Below are 23,344 nucleotides of genomic sequence, written 5' to 3'. Positions count from 1 at the left end.
CATATATGCAAGGCGGATCCGGAAGGAACGATCGACTTTTGGTATTGTGAAACGGATGACGAAAACACGACCATCTGGGCTCGCTTCGGTACCGCAGATCCCAATAAGGAATGTGTCGAGGTGGTAGCCCGTCCGACCTGTTTCTATCCGGATAAGCAGCAATTGAACTATATCACCATCAAAGGGTTTGAAATGAGCCAGGCGGGTACGAAGTGGGCTTCGCCGACGAATGAGCAGGTGGGGGTAATTGCTACGCACTGGTGTAAAGGTTGGATTATAGAAAATAATATTATCCACGATGCCAAGAGCACAGGCATCACGTTGGGCAAGGAGCGTACAACCGGCGATGGGGTACTTCCTGCTGATGATGCCGATGGAGTGAAGGATGGACATATCTCTTATATAGAAGTCGTATTCAACACAACACGCCATGGCTGGAACAAAGAAACGATCGGTTCTCACATTGTCCGCAACAATACGATTTATAATTGTGAACAAACGGCTATTTGTGGAACGATGGCTGCCTTCAGCGAAATCTATGGTAATCATATCTATAATATTCACGTAAAGGATCAGTATAACGGGTATGAGATTGCCGGGATCAAGTTTCACGGCGCGATCGATGCCGTGATAAAGAACAACCGCATTCATGATTGTACGTCGTATGGTATGTGGTTGGATTGGATGACGCAAGGAACACGGGTGTCCGGTAATTTGATGTATCGTAATTCGACTGATTTGTTTATAGAAGTGAGCCATGGTCCGTATATTGTGGATAATAATCTGTTTCTTTCTTCCCTGTCGCTTTGCCAATCAACGGATGGAGGAGCTTATCTGAATAATCTTTTTGGGGGGAAGTTGACTCTGCAAGCAGACTATACCCGTTTTACCCCTTACCAATTGAACCATTCTACCGAGCTTAAAGGTGTAAGTCCTATAAAACATGGCGACCTGCGTTTTTATAACAATATTTTTGTGGGAGGAGCTGATAAGAAGTTGTATGGCTTGGAGTTTTTGAATGAGGTGAAAGGCATGATTTATGCCGAAGATAACCTGTTCTGTAAAGGTTCACAACCTATGAAAGATAAAGAACAGGGAGTGGTGGATGATGCCTTCGACCCCTCTTTCAAAGTGGAAGAGGTTGCGGATGAAGTGTATATCACATTCGAAGGGGAAACTAAGTTGTCTCGGTTGAAAGGTAAACCGGTCAATACCGGCCGTTTGGGAGTTGCCAAGGTGACGACCTATCCGTTTGAGAATGCAGATGGTACCCCGTTTACATTGGACAAGGATTTCTTGGGAGAAGAGAGATCAACAGTATCTCCTTCTATAGGTCCGTTTGAGATATTATCAGGTAATCGTATCAAAGTTTGGTAATGTTTAGCAAGCAATAATAATCCACTAAATAAGCAGCTATTTGCTATTTTTCATAGTGATAGCTGCTTTTATATTTGTAACTTGAAATATTCATGCCATGAAAAAATAAATCTATGTATATGAAGCGAATTATATTATTTCTCCTGATTGCATTGGGAGGATTTCTTCAACTCAAAGGACAGGAAGTAAATACCTCTGTCGAGAGGGTGTATGTTGTTTTCAAAACACATTTGGATGTCGGGTTTACCGATTTGAGTTCCGTGGTGACCCAGCGGTATGTCAACGAGTTTATACCGAAAGCATTGGATGTGTCGGAAAAGCTACGTGCAGAGAATGCTAGTGAAAAATATGTTTGGACAACAGGGGCGTGGCTGATCTGGAAATATCTCCATACGGCATCGCCCCAGGAAGTGGAACGCCTGGAAGCGGCTATCAAACGGGGGGATATTGTCTGGAATGCAGTTCCTTATACCTACGAATCGGAGTCGATGAACAAGGATTTGTTTGAAACCGGCTTGTTGTTGTCGCATAAGCTGGATGAGAAGTATGGCAAGAAAACGATTGCCGCCAAGATGACGGATGTACCGGGGCATACACGTAGCATTGTGGCTCCGATGAGCCGTGCCGGTATCCGTTTCCTGCATATCGGTGTCAATCCTGCCTGTCCCATTCCCGGCGTGCCGGAATTTTGCCGTTGGAGGGATACGGATGGTAGCGAGTTGATATTGGTTTATCAGCAAGATTACGGTTCAGAGAATATTTTACCCGGTGGCAAGTCGGTCATCTCGATCAACTTTACCGGCGATAATCACGGACCTCATTCGTATGAAAAGGTGAAGGCTATTTATGCCGATTTGCATAAACGTTATCCGAAAGCTCGATTAATAGCCTGTTCTTTCAATGAAATAGCAGAGGAATTGATTGCCAGACAGGATCAGTTGCCGGTAGTTACTTCTGAAATTGGGGATACTTGGATTTATGGTTATGGAAGTGCCCCGATACGCATGGCAAAATTCAGGGTGTTGTCAGAACTTTATTCCAAATGGCTGCGTGAAAAGAAAATAGATAAAAACAGTGATGCGGCACTCGACTTTGCTTTGGAGTTGGGGTTGATAGCCGAACATACGCAGGGAGTTGATGTGAAAACACATCTCCATAATTGGGACAAATACGATATGGATCTTTTCCTCCCCGCCCGTTCCACTGCACCTTTCCAAAAGGCGGAAGTTTCCTGGAAAGAGTTGGACGACTATATTTATAGTGCGATCCAGTATTTGCCTCAGAATTTGCAGGAAGAGGCATTGGCTGAAATGAAAAAGGTCGACCAGGTGGAAGCTCCTTCGTTTACAAAGAAATCGAAAGCGGTCTCTTCTACCCCTTGGCAGGCTGCTGTTTTGAAAAACGGTACGTTGAAGATTGAAGGGTTGTCTTATCAAATGTATGACGCTGCCGATTATCAACGGTATCTGGATAATTACTTGCGTGCCCATTACGGATGGGCTTTGGCGGATATAGGCAAGCCTGGACTGGATAAATCGAAAGCCGTAAGCGTTTCTCTTCCCGCACAGACTATCAAACAGGAGGTGCGTAAAGATAAAAAAGGTATTCGGATAATAAGCGAACTTGTCTTCCCGGAACGTCCGGGAGTCGACCGGCGGGTATATCCGGAGAAGATGTATGTGGACGTGTTGGAATATAAGAACGGAAAGAAGGCAGAGGTCGCGTTGACTATAACAGGCAAACCTGCCGTCCGTTTGCCGGAAGCCTATTGGCTGTCTTTTAATACGGATGATATTCTTTCGATCGTTGCGGAAAAGGTTGGAGAGCGTGTCGATCTGCTCGATGTGGTAGAAAAGGGGAATCGCCAGCAGCATGGAATCGACCGTTATGTAGATCTGGTGACTTCATCTGGGACCATCCGTATATGGAGTGAAGCCGCTTTTCTTGTTAATGTAGGCGAAGCGAAAGGAATAAACTATTCATTGAAATATCCAGCCAAAGAGGGAGGCATTCATTTTAATCTGAGTAATAATCTTTGGAATACAAATTTCTGCATGTGGAACGAGGGCTCGTTGACCTATCGCTTCACAATCGAACAAATCGATTTATAATTGTCTTGTATTAGTTCCATCTGTTCCTTACCATTGAGGAACATGTACAGTTAAATTGAAAATATATAAACTTATGAAACTTGTAAAGAGAATAGAAATACTTTTTTTGTGTGTGATAAGTAGTTTAACCGGTTTTTCTCAAACGAAGCCGGTCTATCAGGATGCAACAAAACCGATGGAAGAACGTATCGAGGATGCCTTGTCCCGTATGACGCTGGAAGAAAAAGTCCGGCTGTTGCATGCCAATGGCGGATACCGCTCGTGGGGTGTTCCCCGTTTGGGAATACCGGATAATAACCCCACGGACGGACCGGTCGGATTGCGTCCGGAAATGGAATGGAGCAATTGGAACAATGCCCATGCAAACAACGATTCCTGTACGGCTTTCCCTTCTATGATTTGCCTGGCTGCGACTTGGAATCCGGAAATGGGTGATTTGTTCGGCAAGGCGTATAGCGAAGAGGCATTGTATCGCAACAAGAATATCATATTAGGACCGGGTGTGAATATCTTCCGCTCGCCCATGAACGGTCGCAACTTTGAGTATATGGGAGAGGATCCTTACTTGGCTTCTAAAATGGCGGTTTCATATATCCAAGGCGTCCAGTCCAATAAGGTGGCAGCTTGTGTGAAACACTTTGCCGTGAACAACCAGGAGGCTAACCGGTATGGAGTCAATACGCTTGTAGACGAACGTACCCTGCATGAAATCTACCTGCCGGCTTTCAAGGCTGCGGTGCAGGAAGGAAAAGTGTGGACCATCATGGGGGCTTACAATAAATATGACGGACAACATTGTTGCCATAACAAATATCTCTTGGATGACATCCTGCGTAAGGAGTGGGGCTTCGATGGGGTGGTTCTTTCTGATTTTGGCGGTACACATGATACGGAAGAGGCTATTTTCAATGGGTTGGACTTAGAGTACGGTACTCGTCTAGGTTCTTCCGAAGCATTCGATAACTATTATTTGGCTGAACCTTACCTGAAACTGATCCGCGAGGGAAAAGTCGGCGAGAAGGAATTGAATGAGAAGGTCAGACGCATCCTGCGCATGATGTACCGGACGAACATGGCTGCCGACCGTCCTTGGGGCACGTTGGCGACACCGGAACATGCCGAAGCGGCTCGCCGGGTAGCGGAAGAGGGAATCGTATTGTTGCAGAACAAGAAGAATGTATTGCCACTGGATGTGTCGAAGTTGAAGCGGATTTTGGTAGTCGGCGAGAATGCTGTCCGGACAACGGCAGACGGGGGCGGTTCGTCTGAGGTGCAGGCAAAATATGAGGTGGTACCGCTCGATGGCATCCGCAACTTGGTGGGCGGACAGGTAGAGGTGGTTTATCAGCCCGGTTACTCGTCTGCGAAAGGGGTATCGGCAGATAGCTTGAAACAGGAAGCCGTCAAGGCAGCAAAAACAGCGGATGTCGTATTGTTCATCGGTGGTATGCTCAAGATAGAAGGACAGGATAGTGAAGGGGCTGACCGGAAGTCGTATGATTTGCCATTCGGTCAGAACGAATTGTTGCCGGAATTGATCGCTGCCAATTCGAACTTGGTTGCAGTGATGATCAGCGGAAACGCCTACGCTATGCCTTGGATCAAAGAGGTGCATACTCTTCTACAGGCGTGGTACGGCGGGATGGAGAGTGGTACAGCCATTGCTTCGGTACTTTTCGGTCGGACGAATCCTTCCGGCAAACTGCCTTTTACCTTTCCGGTCCGTTTGGAAGACAATGCGGCACATGCCATGAATGCTTTTGGCGGAACAAAGGAAGTTGTGTATAAAGAAGGTATTTGGGTTGGTTACCGTTGGACGGAAAAGGAAAAGATCAAACCGCTCTTTGCTTTTGGACACGGGTTGAGTTATACAACGTTCAAGTATGGAAAGATTTCGCTCGACAAGCAGGAGATGGATGAAACAGGCCGGTTGACTGTGACGTTGCCTGTGACGAATACCGGCTCTTGCGAAGGGGCGGAAGTCGTACAATTGTATATTCACGACCAAGAAGCTTCCTTGCCCCGTCCGGTTAAGGAGTTGAAAGGTTTCCGGAAAGTCCATTTGGCACCGGGTGAAACTTGCAACATCTCTTTCACTATTGATAAGGAAGCGTTGAGTTTCTATGATCCAGCCCGGCATGGATGGGTTGCCGAACCAGGGATATTCAAGGTGTTAATAGGCTCTGCCTCGGATGATATAAGGGCTGAGGCTTATTTTCGGGATGAATAAACAATGATATTTAGCGGCAAAGAATATTTTCCCTATCTTTATCCCCCGCTAGCGGCATTATTATGAGTGAGAGTGAAGAAATACGAATGTTTAATCATCTGTTTACGAACTACAAAGGGCGTTTTATCCATTTTGCCAGGACGTATGTGGATGACGAAATGGTGGCGGAGGACATTGTTGTCGAAAGTCTGATGTACTATTGGGAAAACCGTCATAAACTCGAAGCTCATACCCATGTGCTTGCCTACTTACTGACTGTCATCAAACACAAATCTCTGGATTACCTGCGGCAGCAACATATCCGGGAAGACTTTGTCGAGTCCATGCAGGCGCATGAAGCCCGGAAGTTGAATGTGCGTATCGCTACGCTTGAAGCCTGCAACCCCGAACGGATATTTTCCGAAGAGTTGCAGGATTTGGTGAATAAAACCTTATTGACACTTCCGCCCCAGACACGTGATATTTTTACAAGGAGTCGCTACCGTAACCAAAGCCATAAAGAGATAGCTGAAGCGCTGGGCCTTTCGACCAAAGCCGTAGAATTTCACATAACCAAGGCTTTGAAGGTACTTCGGGTTGCTTTGAAAGATTATTTACCGATATTCTTTTTAGGGTTGTAGAAATATATGTATGTTTGTCAGGTTAATAAAATAATACATCTATGAGCCCGGATTTCGATTATAGCCAGTTCCCATATTCTTTTGCCCATTGTTTGAACGGTGAATGCCTTCGGGGAGATAAATGTTTGCGTCGGCAGGTCGCATTGCGCATGCCGAAAGAGCGGAGCGTCGTCCCTGTTGTAAATCCCGCTCACATTGCACCTTCAGGGGAAGATTGCCAGCTTTTCGTTCTCGACCAGCCGGAACAATATGCACGGGGAATCAGCCACCTGCTTGACCGTATTCCGTACAACGATGCCATTGAGATCAAGCAGCGGATGATCGGACATTTCGGGCAGACTGCCTACTACCGCTTTAAGCGGAAAGAGCGTCTTATCAAACCAGCCGAACAAGCCTATATACGGAAACTGTTTCTTAATAGGGGAATAACGGACGACCTTGTCTTTGACGAATACGTGGAATACTACGACTTGCATCGAAAGAAGTAAAATAGGAAAAGTTTTTTGCCCATTTTGGGGAATTTTTCTTCCTGAATATACGGAAATCTATTTTCATAATATATGGAAAAACTGTTTCATAATATATGAAAGTATTGATGCTCTCCGTGCTTGATATCTTCTCTTTCCCAGTCGTATAAAATTTCCTCCAAAAAAGTTCACTTTCCCGTTAGGGATGTTTCCGGCTCAAACGCTTTATATACAGAAAGCGTGAAAAAATGAATAAGGAAACAATCTATAAATACTTTGAAGGTATCGCTTCTACGGAAGAAGAGGAAGCGGTTCATCGTTGGTTGGATGTCTCTCCTGACAACGAAAGAGAGTTGTTGAGGGAACGTGAGTTCTTCGACGCAATGATTCTAGCCGGAGGTACGGGAGAAGAGGTCGAAAGAAAGCGGGGAGTGTCGGCAACGAATGGAAAAACGTTTGTTCGTCCATGGATGCGTGAGATGTTGAAAATAGCGGCGGTGGTTGCCCTGACAGTTTCCTGTGGTTTATATTTTTATGTATTCGAAAAGAAAGAACTGTTAGCTGCCATGAATACGATAATTGTTCCGGCAGGGCAGCGGGTGAACCTAGAGTTGCCGGATGGGACGACTGTTTGGCTGAATGCCCGTTCGGAGATGGTTTATCCAGCTGTTTTCTCCGGTGCGAGACGCGAGGTGAAGTTGGATGGCGAGGGTTACTTTGAAGTAAAGCATGACAGGAAATCACCTTTCGTGGTTCATACGCAGAAATGTGATATAGAAGTATTAGGTACGAAATTCAATGTTGAAGCTTATTCGGATTCGGAAGAGTTTTCTACCTCATTGATGGAGGGCTCCGTGAAAGTAACGGATAATTCGGCAACCTCCGCTTCTGTCCTTCTGAAGCCGTCTCAAGAAGTTCATTTGAAGGATGGAAAGTTGCTTGTTTCGCCGATTGATGATTACAACCATTTTCGTTGGCGGGATGGATTGGTGTGCTTTGACAATGTTGCTTTCCATGAGTTGATGAAACGTTTCGAGAAGTGTTACGGAATATCTGTTGTTATGGAAAACAAGAATCTGGAAGGATATTCATGCAGCGGTAAATTCCGTATCTCCGACGGACTGGATAATGCGTTGCGTATTTTACAGCGAAATGGTAAATATACGTTTGAAAGGAATGAAGACAACTCAATTGTATATATAAAATAAGTCTAACTAAAAATGAAATAGCCTATGGAGTATGAATCTAGTTAATCTTAAATGAAATGCCGACAAGTGTCCCCACACCTACCGGCATCCAATTAACACAATTAAAAATAACTGTATTAACATCTTACAATCACAAAGATATGAATAAAAAATTCTTATCGTGGGCTTTTTATGACAAAACCCAACGGTGTAAACACTTTTTTAGAATCATGAAGATAACCACTCTATTCCTATTCGTGTTAATCTTCTGTCTGCGTGCAGAAAACACAAATTCTCAGAATGTCAGGGTTACTGTAAAACAAAACAATGTAGAACTCAGGAATGTCCTGGGCCTTATAGAAAATCAGACAGACTATTTGTTTGTATATGATAAGTATGTCGATGTAAATCGAAAAGTATCTGTCGACCTGAATAAACGCCCGTTGGAAGAAGTCCTGGGGCAATTATTGGAAGGAACTGGTGTAAAATATACGGTGGATGGTACTTATATCGTTTTATCGTTAAAAAATCAATCGGCAGAAAATGTAAATCCGATCGTTCTGCAAGGGAAAAATATAACTGGTATTGTGAAAGAAGCAAATGGCGAACCGGTTATCGGTGCTAATGTCGTGGAAAAAGGGACTACAAACGGGACGATTACAGATGTCGAAGGGAGATTCTCCCTGAACGTTGCATCCGACGATGCGACGTTACTGATTTCTTATATCGGATATGTCTCGACCGAGATAAAAGTGAAAGGCAAATCGTCAATATCTGTCGTACTGAGGGAAGATAGCGAGGTGCTGGACGAAGTCGTAGTTGTGGGATATGGAACGCAAAAGAAGATCAATTTGACCGGTGCTGTTGCGCAGGTTACACCGGAAGAGATACAGAGTCGTCCGATCACCAATGTGACACAGGCTTTGCAAGGCCTCACGCCGGGTTTGAATATTTCTCCGTCTTCTAAATTCGGAGGTGAAGTTGGTAGTCCGATGGAAATGAATATTCGTGGTGTAGGCTCTTTGACGGAAGGCTCCGGGAACCCGTATGTGTTGGTAGACGGTGTGCCTATGGATTTGTCTCTGGTCAATCCAACCGATATTGAAAGTATTTCTATTTTGAAAGATGCTGCTTCGGCTGCCATCTATGGGGCAAGAGCTGCATATGGTGTTATTCTTGTTACCACCAAGTCTGGATCGGAGGGGGAAAAGTTTACTATCTCCTATAATGCTAACTTCGGGTGGAAGGCACCTACTATGTTGCAGAAGACAGTGAATTCATTAGACTTTGTAACGGCTATGAACCAAGCTTGCGCTAACTCAGGAATCTCGCCGCTTTATACGGACGAAATGGTTGAATTGGTAAAAGAAAATATCGCTAGTGGCGGAACTATGCCGGGAGTTATTCCGGATAGATCGAATCCTCTCCAGTGGGGACAGAATGGAGATACCTACGCCAACACTGACTGGATGGATATCTATTATAAAGACTGGGCTTTCCAAAACAGTCACGATGTTTCAATTGCAGGAAAGAGTGAGAAATCATCTTATTATGCAGGTCTGGGTTACTTGAAGCAGGATGGTCAGTTGAACTTCTTCGATGAGAATTACAGACGATATAATGTGACTGTTAATAACACGACTCAGGTGACGCCATGGTTGAAGTTTAAATTGAATTCGAAATTCGCTTACAGTAAGAACAATCTGCCGGTCGGTTATAGCGGATACGATCGTACCGTAAACTATCATATGATGGCGCGTGCTTATCCGACTTTGCCTGTTTATAATCCGAATGGAGATTTTATGGAATCGAATAGTGTCGCACAAATCCTGAAGGAGGGTGGTTCTGAGAAGCAATCGACCACTACAGCCTATATTACACCGAGCTTCGAGATCAAGGTGATCGATGATTTGAAAATTAACGGTGACTTTACCTATAATTATGTGGGGTTCGATAGAGATACGCATTTTGCAAAAGTGAATGTAGGAAATGTGGACGGTACAACGACTCATCTTCATCATGCTAACAACTTCAATAAAATAGAAGAAGAACAAAAAAGCGTAACTTATACAACAGGTAATCTCTATGCCAATTACATAAAGAACTTTAACAAACATCATTTGGAAGCATTGGTCGGTGGACAGATCGAATACAACAAGACAAAGCGTTTGACAGGATCGAAGCGGGATTTGATAACAGACGATGTGCCGGCAATCGGTACGGCTACCGGTTTGACTGATTTGCAGGATGAACTGTCCGAATGGTCAACGTTAGGTACTTTCGTTCGTTTGAACTATTCGTTCGATGACCGGTATATGCTCTCTTTTAACGGACGGTATGATGGATCTTCCCGTTTCCGCTCAGGTAAACAGTGGGGTTTCTTCCCTTCTTTTTCAGCTGCTTATAACCTACATCGTGAGAAATATTGGGAACCTATCTCTCCATATATCAACACATTTAAACTGAGAGCTTCGTATGGTACGCTGGGTAATCAGGAGGTTCCTAACTATCTGTTCTACGAAACGATACCGGTGAAGACCAATTTGGAGTATATCATAAATGGAGCACGCCCCATCTACACCCAATCGCCCGACCTGGTTAGCTGGAATCTGACATGGGAAGAATCCCGTACATTGAACATTGGTGCGGATATGTCATTTTTAGACAATCGTCTTAGCGGTACTTTCGAATGGTACACCCGTGAAACGGTCAATATGTTCGGTCCGAGTGAAGCTCTTCCTGCCGTGTTAGGTAAGGATGCACCGAAAAAGAATAATGCCTCTTTGCGGACAACTGGTGTCGAATTAAGCTTGACCTGGAAACAGAGGGTAAACAAGGATTTTGGTTATTCTATTACAGGAACTTTGTCTGACAGCTGGACAGAGGTTACGAAGTATAATAATCCGACCGGGATTATTTCAGATAAAACGTATTTCAAAGGACAAAAGCTTGGGGATATTTGGGGATACGAGACCGACCGTTTCTTCACTAGTGAAGAGGATGTTAAGAGTTCGCCCGATCAATCGGCTATCCATGCTAAATGGAATCCGGGAGATATAAAATATAAAGATCTGAATAACGACGGTAAGATCGATTGGGGAGATAACACGGCATCTAATCCGGGTGACAAGAAGGTGATCGGTAACAATACTCCGCGCTTCCTGTACGGACTGACGTTTGCCGGTCAATATAAGGATTTCGATTTTAGTGTCTTTTTCCAAGGTGTTGGAAAGCGGGATGTCTTTATCGGATCTACGACTTATTTCGGTTTCCAGGGTAATAAGTATTTCGATAATGTACATGAACATAATATGGATTACTGGACGGAAAATAATACGAATGCCTTCTTTGCCCGTCCGTATGCAACCGGCGAAGTGGACAAAAATCAACAAGTACAATCCCGTTTCATACAGAATGGTGCCTATTTGCGTCTGAAGAACCTACAGATCGGCTATACGTTGCCGAATGCTTTGTTGCAAGGAGTAGGCATTGAAAAACTCCGCTTCTATTTCAGTGGTGAAAATCTTTTGACCTTCTCGAAATTAATCGATGGTATTGACCCGGAAGCCACTGTTGGCAACTGGGGGGATGCGAAAGCATATCCGATGTCGTTGGTGTGTTCATTTGGTATAAATCTTACTTTTTAATTGTATAAACGTATGAAAAATAAATTATATATATGTGCTTCGATTCTTGCTTCTTTCCTGGTCAGTTGCGATTCATTTCTGGAAAGAGAACCGTTGGACAAGATCAGCAATGAAGTTTATTTCAAGACTTCAAAAGATTTGGAGTTGTATGTCAACCAGTTTTATACGAAATTCCCCGGTTTTGGGGGATTTGGTATCGGTTATCTGGGGGACGACCGTAACAGTGACAATATGGTTTATGAAGATTATGATGTCCGTTTGGCCGGTTATAAAACAGTCTCGGGTAATGCCAATGATGCCGGATGGAAGTGGGAGGATATTCGTTCTGTAAACTATATGTTGGCTAATTTGGGAAATCTGGAAAGTTCTTTTGACGAGAGCAAAGCTTATATTGGCGAAGCCTATTTTTTTCGTTCTTATTTCTACTATTCACTTTTACAGAATTTCGGAGATCTGCCCTGGGTGAACAAGCCCTACGATACAGAATCTGAAGATCTTTATAATCCGCGTATATCTCGCAATATCATTGTCGATTCTATGTTAGTAGACCTGGATAAAGCGATTGACTATATGCCGGAAAAAGCGAATGTAGTCGAAGGACGATTATCAAAAGAAGCTGCTTTGTTGTTCAAATCGCGTGTCGCTTTATATGAAGCCTCCTGGGAGAAGTACCACAATGGAACTAAGTTTGGGGTAGAGAATGCAGATTATAACAACTACTTCCATATTGCTGCAAATGCGGCAAAACAGCTTATGGATATGAATAATTGCGCTTTGTTTACCACTGGCAATCCGAATACCGCCTATTATCAACTGTTCAACAAAACAGATTTCAAAGATAATCCTGAAGTTCTTCTGGCGAGAACCTACTCACTTGTATTGGGCTGGACACATAGAGCACAAAATTATCTTCTTTATAGAGGGTCGAGAACGGGTCTTAGCAAGGAATTAGTGGATGATTATCTTTGTCTGGACGGTAAACCGACTGCTTCCCATCCGGAGTATTCAGACAGTGGGCTACTGAATGTCGTGAAAGACCGCGATCCCCGTCTGGCTCAGACTATGTGGATTCCGGGTGATCTGCGTGTCGGTATAGGAGAAGAACCTTTGTATTTCGATAGACCCTTTATCTATTTGACAGGGGAACAACAGTGTTCAACCGGCTATCAGTTGAAGAAAGGGTCCGATCCTTATACGGTAGATACGGAGAATGCCGAGACAGGAGTTATCGTGTTCCGGTATGCTGAAGCACTGCTGAACTACGCCGAGGCCAAAGCCGAATTGGGCGAACTGACTCAGGATGATGTGGATAAAACCATCAATTTGCTTCGTCAGCGTGTGGGTATGGTTGATCTGAAATTGAATGCTATCACGAATGACCCGAACTGGAAATTTCCGGCAATCTCACCTATACTCAATGAAATACGTCGGGAAAGACGTGTGGAATTTGCTTGCGAAGGTTGTCGTCTTCCGGATCTGATGCGTTGGAGGGCACATGAACTGTTTAGCAATAAACGTCTGAAAGGTTTCTATTTCAACCAATCTGAATTTCCGGAAATGGAACCAGGCAAAGATATTTTGCTGGATAAGAATGGATATGTTGATCCTTATCAGGTTTCTTTGCCAGAAGGATACAAGTTCAACCCCAACCGGGATTATCTGTTGCCGTTGCCGACTACTGAACTGGTTTTGAATAAGAATTTGAAACAGAATCCGGGCTGGTAATAATATTCCTTTGACGCAGAACACGCAGAGTGTCGCAGACTAATTTGTTAATAATCAATAGGGCCTGCGTAACTCTGCGTTTAGTAATTGAATAGAAATAAAACAGATAGAATGAAAAATGCAAGTTTATTGGTGAGTTTGTATATGTTGCTTATGGGGGGGAGCTTTCAAATGGAAGCTCAGCAGGTAAAGCAGATTATACTGCCTCATGAAGCATCTCAACTCTTGAATTTCTCAGCGAAAGAAATTCAGAAGTATATTTATTTAAGAACTAAGCTTTTTGTACCGATTCAACCGGGTGAAACAGAGGATTCTTTTTCAGAGGCGATTCTACTGAGAGATGACAGTCGTTTATCGGATGAGGAATATTCGATTGAAAGGGTTGGTAATAGTTTATATATTAGCGGAGGATCGGATATTGCAGTTTTGTATGGCGTTTATTCGTATGCCGAGTATCTGGGTGTTCGTTTTTCTTTACATGGTGATATCATTCCAGACGAAACTTTTACAGGGCCACTGTTGGATTGCAATGCTGAAAATGTGAAACCGCTGTTTGCGGTAAGAGGCTTATTGCCTTTTCATGATTTTCCGGAAGGGCCTGATTTATGGAATGAGGATATGTATAAGTCTTGTATCACGCAGATGGTAAAGATGAAAATGAATTTTTTTTCATTACATACTTACCCGCATGTCGAGCCGAATGTCTGGATCGGTCTTGCTGAAGATGTTTTGCCTGATGGTAAAGTGACTTGGTCTTATCCTACTACATTGGCAAATACAACTCGTAACGGAGCTTGGGGATATTCGGCAATGAATACCTGCGATTATAGTAGCGGAGCTTCGCAACTATTTGAAGATTCTGTCTATATGAGCCCGATGTTAGGGGATGCGTGGCCCTGGCCGGAAACACAAGAACAGATGAATGCTATTTTTAATAGGACTGGTGAAATGTTGAAAAATGTCTTTTCTTTTGGACATGATTTAGGCGTGAAATCTTGTGTCGGGTTGGAAACACCTTTGTCTGTTCCTAAAGAAGTAGCAGACAGGTTAAAACAAAAAGGGATGGATCCGAAGAGTAGGGAGGCGATAGCTAGTTTATATGAAGGAATCTTTACACGGATAAAGAGGACTCATCCGTTAGATTATTTTTGGTTGTGGACACCGGAAGGGTGGACGTGGGGAACTCCATCCAAAGAGTCGATAGAAAGTACGGTGGAGGATATCAATATTGCCAGGAATGTCTTGGAAAGTCGGTTCGACTCATTGGGATTTGGTGTAAGTGGTTGGGTGTTAGGTCCTCCTGAGGATAAATGTTTATTCGATAGAGTGTTGCCTAAACAAGACTTCCTTTCATCATTAAGCCGTTTGTGTGGTCAGGAACGACTGGATTTGGGATATGCAATGCTACCCAAAGATAGAAGCCGGATTCCTGTTTTATGGCTGGAAGATGATCCGGCGTTAACGACTCCTCAGTTTTGGGTAGGACGTTTGCGCGCGGATCTTGCTGAAAGTTATGGTATTGGATGTGATGGTGTTATTGCCAATTTTTGGAGAACTGGTTCTATCGCTCCAAACTTAATGGCGTATGCACAGGCTTGTTGGTCGCAAGAGGGATGGAATCCTGGTCTGGGGAAACCTTATACTTATGATCAGAAAGCAAAAGGCGATCTTCGGAAAGGAGGGGTAGGTACTAACTTTTTTAAACATATCAAAGGTACGGAAGACCAGTATCTATTCAATACTCAACGATATGATATAGAAGGTTATAAAATCAATATCCCCAACGGGAAATATAAAGTTACATTCTTATTCTGCGAGACAAAATACACTGAAGCTGGAAAACGTATTTTTTCTATTAAAATAGAAGATAAAATTCAGCTTTCTGATATCGATGTGTTTGAAAGAGTTGGAGGTGATACGGTCTGTATCGTTTCTACTCCTGAATTTGAGGTGAATGATTATACTCTTGATATGGAGATGATCCCTGTTGTTGGACCGACATTCTTATCTGCATTCATTATTGAAGGCCGGACAAATGATGTGAATCAAATAAAAGGTGAACCTTACAAACGCTGTATCGACGTCGGTGGCGGATTGTATAAAGATTTCGAAGCCGATTTAAGTGAGTTTGAAAGTAATACTCCACTTGTTCCAAGAGATTTGTCTTCCACTTCTTTTTATGTAGATTATGCATTGGCTATGTTTGGTCCGACTGTTGCATCAAAGGTGGCCGGAATATTCGAGTCGTTAGATGGAACGGTGGGTAATGATGGCTTCCGCGGATTTAAAATGCCTCGTCCTGCAACCTGGATTACCGGACCCGGAGTGATAAATCCTAACGAGAGTAGTTGGGAAGAAGAAGCAGGGAAATATGCTTTTGTCGATACATTATCTATGCTAAGAAATCAAATACAAGGAAAGGGTAATTTGGAGCGTTTTGATTATTGGTTAAACACATTTTGTTATTTGCGGACGATGGGATATTTAAGTTGTCTGCGGGGTGAGTTGGATAACTATATGAAACAATTGCCATCCGTCGATCGACCGGAGCAGGATATCTTTATAAAAGAAAAGATAATTCCTGTCAGAGTAGAACTTTCCCGACAATGGGAGAAGATGATGGGGTATCTGATCAAGACTGTTTCTACGACAGGTGAATTAGGTACGGTCATAAACCTGGAATCGCAAACCCGGAAGACATATAGCTTTTTAAGTAAATATGATTTGGAAATTGAAACTGCTTTAAAGTCAACACTTCCGTCTGAAATCCGATTGTCGGCCCAATACACTTCCGAACCGCGTATGTTCGTATTGAATGAACGGTTGGTTTTGCAAAAAGGAGAGCCCTATGTATTGCAGATGAATGTTTTAGGACATGATAAAATAACGAAGGCTCCGGTATTTAAATATAGGGAGTTAGGGCAAAAGAGATTCCGGGAGAAAAGAATGATCCGTAAATCGGAGGTTGTTTTTGAAGTGTCTGCTCCTGAACTTAAGGATAAGACTATCGAGTATTACATAGAGGCGGAATTTGAAGGTGAAAAACTTTGTTATCCGTCTACTGCCCCGATTCTCAATAGAACCTGGACTCGTTTTTAATTCGACAACAGGTTTTATGACTTGAAATTCTGTTTCCTGAACTCCAGCGGAGAAAATCTTATCACATTGGAGAATGTCTGTGAGAAATATTGAGACTCTTTAAAGCCAAGCTTGTGAGCGATCTGATTTACCTCCATATCTGTGTGGATCAGGGTAATGCATATGATCCTAGCTATTTACAGCATAAAATAAGCAATAATAATCCACAAATAAGACAAGAATTTGCTATTTTTTATAGGTAGGTAGGACTTTATATTTGTAACTGACTTAAATTGTGTCCAACAATAAAGGATGGATCGTATTATGAAAAGGAAATATTTAATATTTGCAGTATTCATTTCATTGGTAGTTGCGGCTTATGGGGAGAATAAGTATGTATTACAATCTCCGGATGGCAGTTTGTCTGTAAAGGTCGGGCAGTCGGATAAAGGTGATCTTATCTATCGCTTTTATGCCGGAGATGAGATGGTAATTGACTCATCCCGTCTGGGATACCGTTTGAAAGACGGCAAGGAATTTCCGGCAACCGGTTGGAGTGTCGCAAAGGAAGAAAAGATGAATGTGGATAGTGAATGGCATCCCGTTTGGGGCAAACGTGCTGTTGTACCTGACAAATATAACCAGCTCACTCTTTTGCTGGAAAATAGGGACAAACAATCCGGAGTAAATTGTTTGACTGTCGAGTTCCGTCTTTACGATGACGGACTGGCTTTCCGTTATCTTATCCCGGAAGGGGTGGATGAAGCAGCCGAGTGTGAATTGACACAATATAATTATGTAGTGGACCCTACTGCCTGGTTTTATAACGGAGAACATGAAAATTATGGACCGATCCTTTTAAGTGAGGTCGATGCGGTTCGTCCGTCGAATGTGACATTGAGAGTTTCTGATAGTTTGTATCTGAATGTACATGAGGCCTGTCTGACAGAGGGTGATCCGTTGCGTCTGGCTTCCCGTAAAGGTGAATGTTCATTTACAGTCGCTTCTTCTCCGGGTGTGTTCAGACAGTTGAAAGGTGGTTTTATTTCAGCTTGGAGGGTTGTCATGGCAGGTAAAACTCCAGGTATGCTGGTGGATAGCCATTTGTTGGAATTGCTGAATCCCGATCCGGCACCGGGTATGGACTTCTCGTGGGTGAAGCCTGGTGTTGCTGTCTGGGACTGGCGTATCGACGGGGCTATATGGGATGGGTTTACCTATTCGATGTCGTATCCTTCCTGGGTAAGAATGGTTGACTTTGCAGCCGAAGAGGGTTTTAAATATTTGGTACTGGATGCTAATTGGTATGGTCCCGAATTTGAATCGGAGTCGGATCCGACCAAAGGAGATAAAGCAAAGGATGTACAACGCCTGTTGGCTTATGGGAAGGAGAAAGGTGTCGGTATATGGCTGTATCTGAATGATGTGGGTGGACGTAAATTCCCGATAGAAGAAACGTTGAAACAGTATGGCGACTGGGGGGCAGCCGGTGTGAAATACGGTTTTATGCGTGGAACTATGGAAGAGAAAAACCTGTGGACACAGAAAATAACAAGACTTTGTGCGGAGAATCATTTGCTGGTCGATTTTCATGACGGTCCGGTTCATCCCTACGGGCAGATGCGTACCTGGCCGAATGCCGTGACACGTGAGTTCTGCCATGCACAGCTGGATGCACACCGTGTATTTACCCCGACAACTTTTTGTACGACCGTGTTTGTCAATATGGTGGCCGGTCCTATAGATATGAATAATGGCATGTTCGATCTTCGCCAAGGCAATACGACTCGTGTTGACGAAAACCAGCCGGTACCGTCTACTTTGGTTTCAGAAGCGGCCCGTACATTAATTGTTTTTTCCGGTGCGACGATCTTACCGGATATTCCGGAGTATTATAAAAAATATCCGGCATTACTCGGTTTTCTTTCTGCACAGAAAATGCCCTGGAAAGAAAGCCGTACACTGGCAGGAGGGATCGGAGAGTATATTGTGATGATGCGGCAGACGGATGATGTGATTCTGGTAGCAGCAGCTACCAATGAATCGGGACGGACAATTGATTTGCCTCTTTCTTTCCTTAATGAAGATTCTTATGATGCTCAGATTATGGAAGACGCCGATGATGCCCACTATCTGACGAATCGCGAGACACTGAAGGTCTCTCAAAAGAAGGTCACAAAATCAGATACTTTGAGATTAAAACTGGCTCCCGGTGGTGGGGCTTGTCTTCTGTTCAGGAAAAGATAATATGCATGAAACATTTCGAAATGCTTTAAAGTTGAATTTATTAAATATGATGTAATGATGATGAATGTATCAAAAGGTGTGTTTACTCTTTTTATTACAATTGTTTTGACTGCTTGCAGTAGTGTACAGATTGAAGGTTCTTGGGTTGAGCCTGTCCCCGGTATGCCTGAAATGGTACAGGGTGTTACGTTAGAGAATGGGGGAAAGGCTACTTCCATCAATATGGCTACCATGCAATACGAGTTTTGGGAGAAAAAAGGAGACAAGCTGGTGTTGTCGGGTAAAAGTATAGGTAACCATCAGACTATTTCTTTTTCGGATACATTGCAGATAGAGGAACTTACGACTGAGAATTTGGTGTTGAAAAAAGGAGATTTAGTAATAAACTACCAGAGACAAAACAAGAGCCAGGGAGGGCTTGTCTGAGTTTTATGAAAGATAAAGTTGCAATAATCAGAAGATATTGCAAAGAAACCATTAAAAAGTCCATTGGTGGGGAAATAAAAGATAGGTTTATTTGTATGCAGAACTAATTATTGGCAATGAATGTCGTTAATTTTAAATTGAATACGATGAAAAAGAGAATAGCTTATTGTTTGTTTGCTTCCGTATTATCTTCTGTGATTTATGCAGATGTTGTTCCATCTACAGTCGATTATGTAGTGCGTCCTCTCTACGGCTACAGGGCAGACGGAAATCCCGGACGTATTGTGACAGTCCGGTTGAAAGGGGAGGAACTGAAAGGCGATTTCTCGGTAGAAGTTATAGCCAGGGGGAAAACCGAAAAGAATCTTTTTGTATTGAATGCGAAAGACTCGGCGGAGGTCGATGTCCTTCTACCTCCGACTGTGCCTGTCGAAAAGAAATCGGAAGTGACTTTTGTGCTCAGTAGTGCCGGTAAAAAGGAAAAGCAGAAGGTGAGTATATCCCCCATGCGCCACTGGAATGTGTATCTGTACAACCACTCACATGTCGATATCGGCTATACGAATACACATAAAAACGTAGAGCGGCTGCATAAGACAAATATCATAGAAGGTGTCAGGCTGGCCGAAGAGACGAAGAATCATCCGGAAGGTTCGCGGTATGTCTGGAACCCGGAGATTGGCTGGCCCCTGGAACGATTGTGGCAGTCGGAACCGGAAAGAAGGGAGGCGCTTGTAGAAGCCGTGAAGAAAGGCCAGCTATGTGTGGATGCCAGCTATCTGAATCTGAATACCAGCACCTGTGCCGATGAGGAGCTGTTCCATGTCTTTAAATTTACCCGTGAGATACAACGCCTGAGCGGAGTGCCCTCGGATGTCTTCCAGCAATTCGATATACCTGGAATTTCCTGGGGACTGATTCCGGTAATGGCCCAGGAAGGTGTGAAATATATCATCTCCTGGCCGAACTCGGATCGGGCCGGAAATGCACATAAGTATGATATGGACGGGAAACCGTTCTGGTGGATCGGGCCGGACGGCGAATCGAAAGTCCTGTTCTTCCAGCCCGGAGGATATGCTAACAGCGGTAGTATGGGAAAAGGAGGAACGACCGGACGTCCCTGGTTCGGACAGCGTGACCCTGAAAAAGTACCGGCAGTGATCCGGACCGGAGAAGCCGATGTCGATTTCACCCGGAAGCTGGCAGAGATGGAAGCGGAAAACTACCCGTACGATTTTGCCGTCTTCTCCTGGACGCTGTGGGACAACTGTCCGTTGGATGCTGATATCCCTTATGCCGTAAAGGCCTGGAACGAGAAATACGCTTACCCGAAAATAAAGATATGCGGCGGTCACGAAATCATGTCGATGATCGAGGAAAAGTATGGCGACCGGTTACCGGTCGTTACTGGCGACTACACCGAATACTGGACGGACGGTCTGGGAACCGCCGCCGGCCTGACTGCCATGAACCGGAATGCCAAGGAAAGACTGTTGCAGGCGGAAACCCTCTGGTCCATGCTGGCCGACGGAACGAAGGCTCCCCGTAACGACTTCGACGAAGCCTGGCGGTACATCCTACTCGGATCGGAACATACCTGGTGCTTCGAAAACCCCACCGAACCTTATTTTCAGGACGCTATCTGGAAAGTAAAACAATCCTATTTCCATGAAGCCGAAGACCGTTCGATAGATATGCTGGACGAATCGCTCGCCCCCGCAACCGATAAATCTGACGGTGCCCTGGGACCGAAGGAGGGCCCGTCGAACGGAGGTATTGCCGTATTCAATACCCATACCTGGCCAAAAAGCGGTGTGATCACCTTATCTCCCAAAGAAAGCCAGAAAGGAGACAAAGTGGTCGGTCCGGATGGTGAGGAGGTTCTTTCGCAACGCCTGTCGTCCGGCGAATTATTGTTTTATGCCTCAGATGTACCGGCTCTGGGTTCTCGTCATTACCGGGTCGTAGAAGGGAAATGCAGCTTGTCCAGCCGTTGCCGGATAAACGGTAACACCCTTGAGAATGAATATCTGACAGTGCGCCTGGACCCGGCGACGGGTAATATCGTTTACCTGACGAAGAACGGTTCGGAATATAACTATGTCAGCCAGGGTGCGAATACATTCTCCTGGCTACCTGCCAATGTCGATGTCCCCCGTGCAGATACGGTACAATCCATCTCTGTTGTCGAGGAAGGACCGCTGGCGGTAGAATTGCGTGTTATCTCGAAAGCGACCGGATGTCGTAGCGTTTCCCGCTCTGTCCGTTTGCAGGCAGGACAACCCTGGGTGGAAATCTCCAATATCGTCGATAAATTACCTTTAGTGGAGAAAGACGGTATTCATTTTGGCTTTGATTTCAACCTGCCTGATTCGAAAACACGTGTCGATATCCCTTGGGGCGTGATGGAAGTGGAAAAAGACCAGTGGCCGCAGGGTAACCGGAACTGGCTGGCGATGCAGCGGTGGCTGGACGTTTCGAATGCCACGCACGGCGTTACCTGGTGTTCGCTGGATGCTCCGTTGTTTGAATATGGCGACAGATATGCCAATATCTCGATGGGCTGGGGCGGACAAGGCAACTGGGTCACCAAGCTGGAACCGAGTTCGACTATCTACTCCTGGGTTATGAATAACCACTGGCATACCAATTTCCCGTTGACGCAGGACGGCCCGGTCCGTTTCCGCTATCGCCTGTACCCGCACGAAGCCTACGATGTGGTGGAAGCCAACCGCTTCGGCCTCGAACAATCACAGCCCCTGGTATATGCAACCGCCGATAAAGCTCCGACAATCAACCCCGTTGTAGCTATCGACAACGAGCGCGTATATACAACGATCCTGAAAAGTACGGACAAAGATAATGAACTGATCGTCCGGCTCCGTTCCCTCTCGGATAAAGAAGAACCGGTAAAACTCTCATTCCCGAAAGCCGCCCCGGCAAGTATCATGATCTGCGAGCGCGAAGAGATTCCTGCGAAGCCGACCGGCGGCGAGTTTACGATGAAGCCTTACGGGCAAATAACATTAAAGCTAAAATATTGAATACGGAAGAATAATAATCTCTATTGTCATAGCTTGAAATTCTGCTTCCTGAACTCCAGCGGTGAAAGCCCCATCACATTGGAGAACGTACGGGAGAAATATTGAGACTCTTTAAAGCCGAGCTTGCGAGCTATCTGATTCACCTTCATATCTGTCCGGATCAGGAGCTTGCAGGCTTTGTCTATTTTCAGGCGGGTGAAATAATCCATAGGGGAATGTCCGATCTCTTTCACGAACTTGCGGTAGAAATACGACTCCGAATACCCGCAAAAGTCGGCGAAGTCGGCGAGCTTCAGGTTCGATTCGATATTATCGTTCATGAAATGTACTACCCGGTTGATGATATTTTCCGAGTACTCCTTCTGCCGGAAACAGTTACGGTAGATATTGATAAACAAGAACGACCCCAGAAAATGAGCGAAGCATAGATTCGCATAATGCATATGATCCATATCCGTACTCTCGTTCAGGGTATTGAACATCTCTTCGAACAAGTCGATCCGCTCCTCTATCCGCGACTGGGCAGAGGGCGGCACATCTGTCGGCTTATCGAAACGGTCGGAGAAAAGAGGGGCCTTGACTCCTCTGAAATGTAGCCAGTAAATGGTCCAGGGATCTGCTTCGTCTGCCCCGTAAGCGTGCGGGATGTTACGTGGTAATATGATGAATTGGTTCGCTTCCAGCATTTTCCGTTTTCCATACAGTTCGACCCAGCCCCGTCCGTCTTTACAATAAATAAACAGATACTCATCGCATCCCTCGGGACGGTTGATGTAGTGATGGGCGGCACGTGCGAAAAAGCCCATTGAATAAAGATAGAGGTCACCTGTCAGAGGACTGTTTTCCATCAGATTGATCATTGGGATCGGTAGATAGATGAAACGTTCGCCGGAAAAACCTAGTTCTACTTTCGCCATAATTCGTAATTATCGATTGAATGCTGTAAAGGAAGCAATAATAATCCACAAAATAGGCAATGATTTGCTATTTTAAGCAAATACTTTTTAGACAGTGGTGTTAAGGTATATAGGACTATAGTGATAACCTACTTAGTATAGTAGTGCTAATGTAGGCAACACTATAGTCTTATAATGATTATATATATCCCCTTCTTTTACCCCTTCACCTCGTTCAAAACCTTCAGTAATACCTTACCAGGTTTGAACTTCACGCTGGTGCGTGAAG

Annotated in this window: 14 protein-coding genes; 12 read left to right on the top strand and 2 right to left on the bottom strand. The window is 44.4% G+C overall.

All coding sequences use genetic code 11. From position 1 onward, the window contains the following. The 9 genes from QZ076_RS18925 to QZ076_RS18885 all read left to right on the top strand — a co-directional run. Positions 1 to 1,377 (top strand): right-handed parallel beta-helix repeat-containing protein (locus tag QZ076_RS18925; protein ID WP_293716124.1); only part of this gene is annotated, 1,377 nt, incomplete at its 5' end. A gap of 119 nt (positions 1,378 to 1,496) precedes the next feature. Then, entirely contained in the window at positions 1,497 to 3,488 is a 1,992-nt protein-coding gene (locus QZ076_RS18920) for a DUF5054 domain-containing protein (RefSeq protein WP_293716121.1), read from the top strand. 73 nt (positions 3,489 to 3,561) lie between these two features. Beyond that, positions 3,562 to 5,718: a glycoside hydrolase family 3 C-terminal domain-containing protein gene (locus tag QZ076_RS18915; protein WP_293716118.1), complete on the top strand. Its 2,157-nt coding sequence runs from the start codon at positions 3,562 to 3,564 to the stop codon at positions 5,716 to 5,718. Positions 5,719 to 5,780: 62 nt separating this feature from the next. After that, a complete protein-coding gene (locus QZ076_RS18910; RefSeq protein WP_293716115.1) occupies positions 5,781 to 6,338 on the top strand; it encodes an RNA polymerase sigma-70 factor in 558 nt (185 codons plus the stop codon). A gap of 41 nt (positions 6,339 to 6,379) precedes the next feature. Further along, entirely contained in the window at positions 6,380 to 6,826 is a 447-nt protein-coding gene (locus tag QZ076_RS18905; protein WP_293716112.1) for a DUF6078 family protein, read from the top strand. Between the two features lie 227 nt (positions 6,827 to 7,053). After that, positions 7,054 to 8,013: a FecR domain-containing protein gene (locus QZ076_RS18900; protein WP_293716109.1), complete on the top strand. Its 960-nt coding sequence runs from the start codon at positions 7,054 to 7,056 to the stop codon at positions 8,011 to 8,013. A 209-nt stretch (positions 8,014 to 8,222) separates the two neighbouring features. Then, entirely contained in the window at positions 8,223 to 11,639 is a 3,417-nt protein-coding gene (locus QZ076_RS18895) for a TonB-dependent receptor (protein ID WP_293716106.1), read from the top strand. Positions 11,640 to 11,651: 12 nt separating this feature from the next. Continuing rightward, on the top strand, positions 11,652 to 13,364 hold the full coding sequence (locus tag QZ076_RS18890; RefSeq protein ID WP_293716103.1) for a RagB/SusD family nutrient uptake outer membrane protein: 1,713 nt from the start codon (positions 11,652 to 11,654) through the stop codon (positions 13,362 to 13,364). 111 nt (positions 13,365 to 13,475) lie between these two features. Further along, positions 13,476 to 16,463 carry a malectin domain-containing carbohydrate-binding protein gene (locus tag QZ076_RS18885; RefSeq protein ID WP_293716100.1) on the top strand — a complete coding sequence of 996 codons (2,988 nt, stop codon included), beginning with the start codon at positions 13,476 to 13,478 and terminating at the stop codon, positions 16,461 to 16,463. 14 nt (positions 16,464 to 16,477) lie between these two features. On the opposite strand, the gene QZ076_RS22025 is transcribed toward QZ076_RS18885, so the two are convergent. Continuing rightward, positions 16,478 to 16,600 (bottom strand): hypothetical protein, encoded by a 123-nt coding sequence (locus QZ076_RS22025; protein ID WP_365326323.1) that lies wholly within the window; start codon positions 16,598 to 16,600, stop codon positions 16,478 to 16,480. Positions 16,601 to 16,766: 166 nt separating this feature from the next. Between QZ076_RS22025 and QZ076_RS18880 the strand changes: the two genes are divergently transcribed. The 3 genes from QZ076_RS18880 to QZ076_RS18870 all read left to right on the top strand — a co-directional run bounded on the left by QZ076_RS18880 (position 16,767) and on the right by QZ076_RS18870 (position 22,159). Continuing rightward, positions 16,767 to 18,689, top strand: a complete 1,923-nt coding sequence (locus QZ076_RS18880) for a glycoside hydrolase family 97 protein (protein WP_293716097.1) — start codon at positions 16,767 to 16,769, stop codon at positions 18,687 to 18,689. A 54-nt stretch (positions 18,690 to 18,743) separates the two neighbouring features. After that, on the top strand, positions 18,744 to 19,115 hold the full coding sequence (locus tag QZ076_RS18875) for a lipocalin family protein (RefSeq protein WP_293716094.1): 372 nt from the start codon (positions 18,744 to 18,746) through the stop codon (positions 19,113 to 19,115). A 146-nt stretch (positions 19,116 to 19,261) separates the two neighbouring features. After that, positions 19,262 to 22,159: a glycoside hydrolase family 38 C-terminal domain-containing protein gene (locus tag QZ076_RS18870; protein WP_293716091.1), complete on the top strand. Its 2,898-nt coding sequence runs from the start codon at positions 19,262 to 19,264 to the stop codon at positions 22,157 to 22,159. Between the two features lie 26 nt (positions 22,160 to 22,185). On the opposite strand, the gene QZ076_RS18865 is transcribed toward QZ076_RS18870, so the two are convergent. Next, entirely contained in the window at positions 22,186 to 23,076 is an 891-nt protein-coding gene (locus QZ076_RS18865) for an AraC family transcriptional regulator (RefSeq protein ID WP_293716088.1), read from the bottom strand. Between the last annotated feature and the right edge of the window lie 268 nt (positions 23,077 to 23,344).

The sequence above is a fragment of the uncultured Parabacteroides sp. genome, assembly GCF_905196875.1.
Classification (GTDB): Bacteria; Bacteroidota; Bacteroidia; order Bacteroidales; family Tannerellaceae; genus Parabacteroides.
This window is presented reverse-complemented; position numbering and strand designations above follow the sequence as displayed.

Bases quoted from the DNA above. Each gene is read 5' to 3' on its own strand.
- QZ076_RS18900 (WP_293716109.1), top strand. From the start codon at position 7,054: ATGAATAAGGAAACAATCTATAAATACTTTGAAGGTATCGCTTCTACG.
- QZ076_RS18880 (WP_293716097.1), top strand. From the start codon at position 16,767: ATGAAAAGGAAATATTTAATATTTGCAGTATTCATTTCATTGGTAGTT.
- QZ076_RS18885 (WP_293716100.1), top strand. From the start codon at position 13,476: ATGAAAAATGCAAGTTTATTGGTGAGTTTGTATATGTTGCTTATGGGG.
- QZ076_RS18865 (WP_293716088.1), bottom strand. From the start codon at position 23,076: ATGGCGAAAGTAGAACTAGGTTTTTCCGGCGAACGTTTCATCTATCTA.
- QZ076_RS18895 (WP_293716106.1), top strand. From the start codon at position 8,223: ATGAAGATAACCACTCTATTCCTATTCGTGTTAATCTTCTGTCTGCGT.
- QZ076_RS18905 (WP_293716112.1), top strand. From the start codon at position 6,380: ATGAGCCCGGATTTCGATTATAGCCAGTTCCCATATTCTTTTGCCCAT.
- QZ076_RS18870 (WP_293716091.1), top strand. From the start codon at position 19,262: ATGAAAAAGAGAATAGCTTATTGTTTGTTTGCTTCCGTATTATCTTCT.
- QZ076_RS18890 (WP_293716103.1), top strand. From the start codon at position 11,652: ATGAAAAATAAATTATATATATGTGCTTCGATTCTTGCTTCTTTCCTG.
- QZ076_RS18920 (WP_293716121.1), top strand. From the start codon at position 1,497: ATGAAGCGAATTATATTATTTCTCCTGATTGCATTGGGAGGATTTCTT.
- QZ076_RS22025 (WP_365326323.1), bottom strand. From the start codon at position 16,600: ATGGAGGTAAATCAGATCGCTCACAAGCTTGGCTTTAAAGAGTCTCAA.
- QZ076_RS18915 (WP_293716118.1), top strand. From the start codon at position 3,562: ATGAAACTTGTAAAGAGAATAGAAATACTTTTTTTGTGTGTGATAAGT.
- QZ076_RS18910 (WP_293716115.1), top strand. From the start codon at position 5,781: ATGAGTGAGAGTGAAGAAATACGAATGTTTAATCATCTGTTTACGAAC.
- QZ076_RS18875 (WP_293716094.1), top strand. From the start codon at position 18,744: ATGATGATGAATGTATCAAAAGGTGTGTTTACTCTTTTTATTACAATT.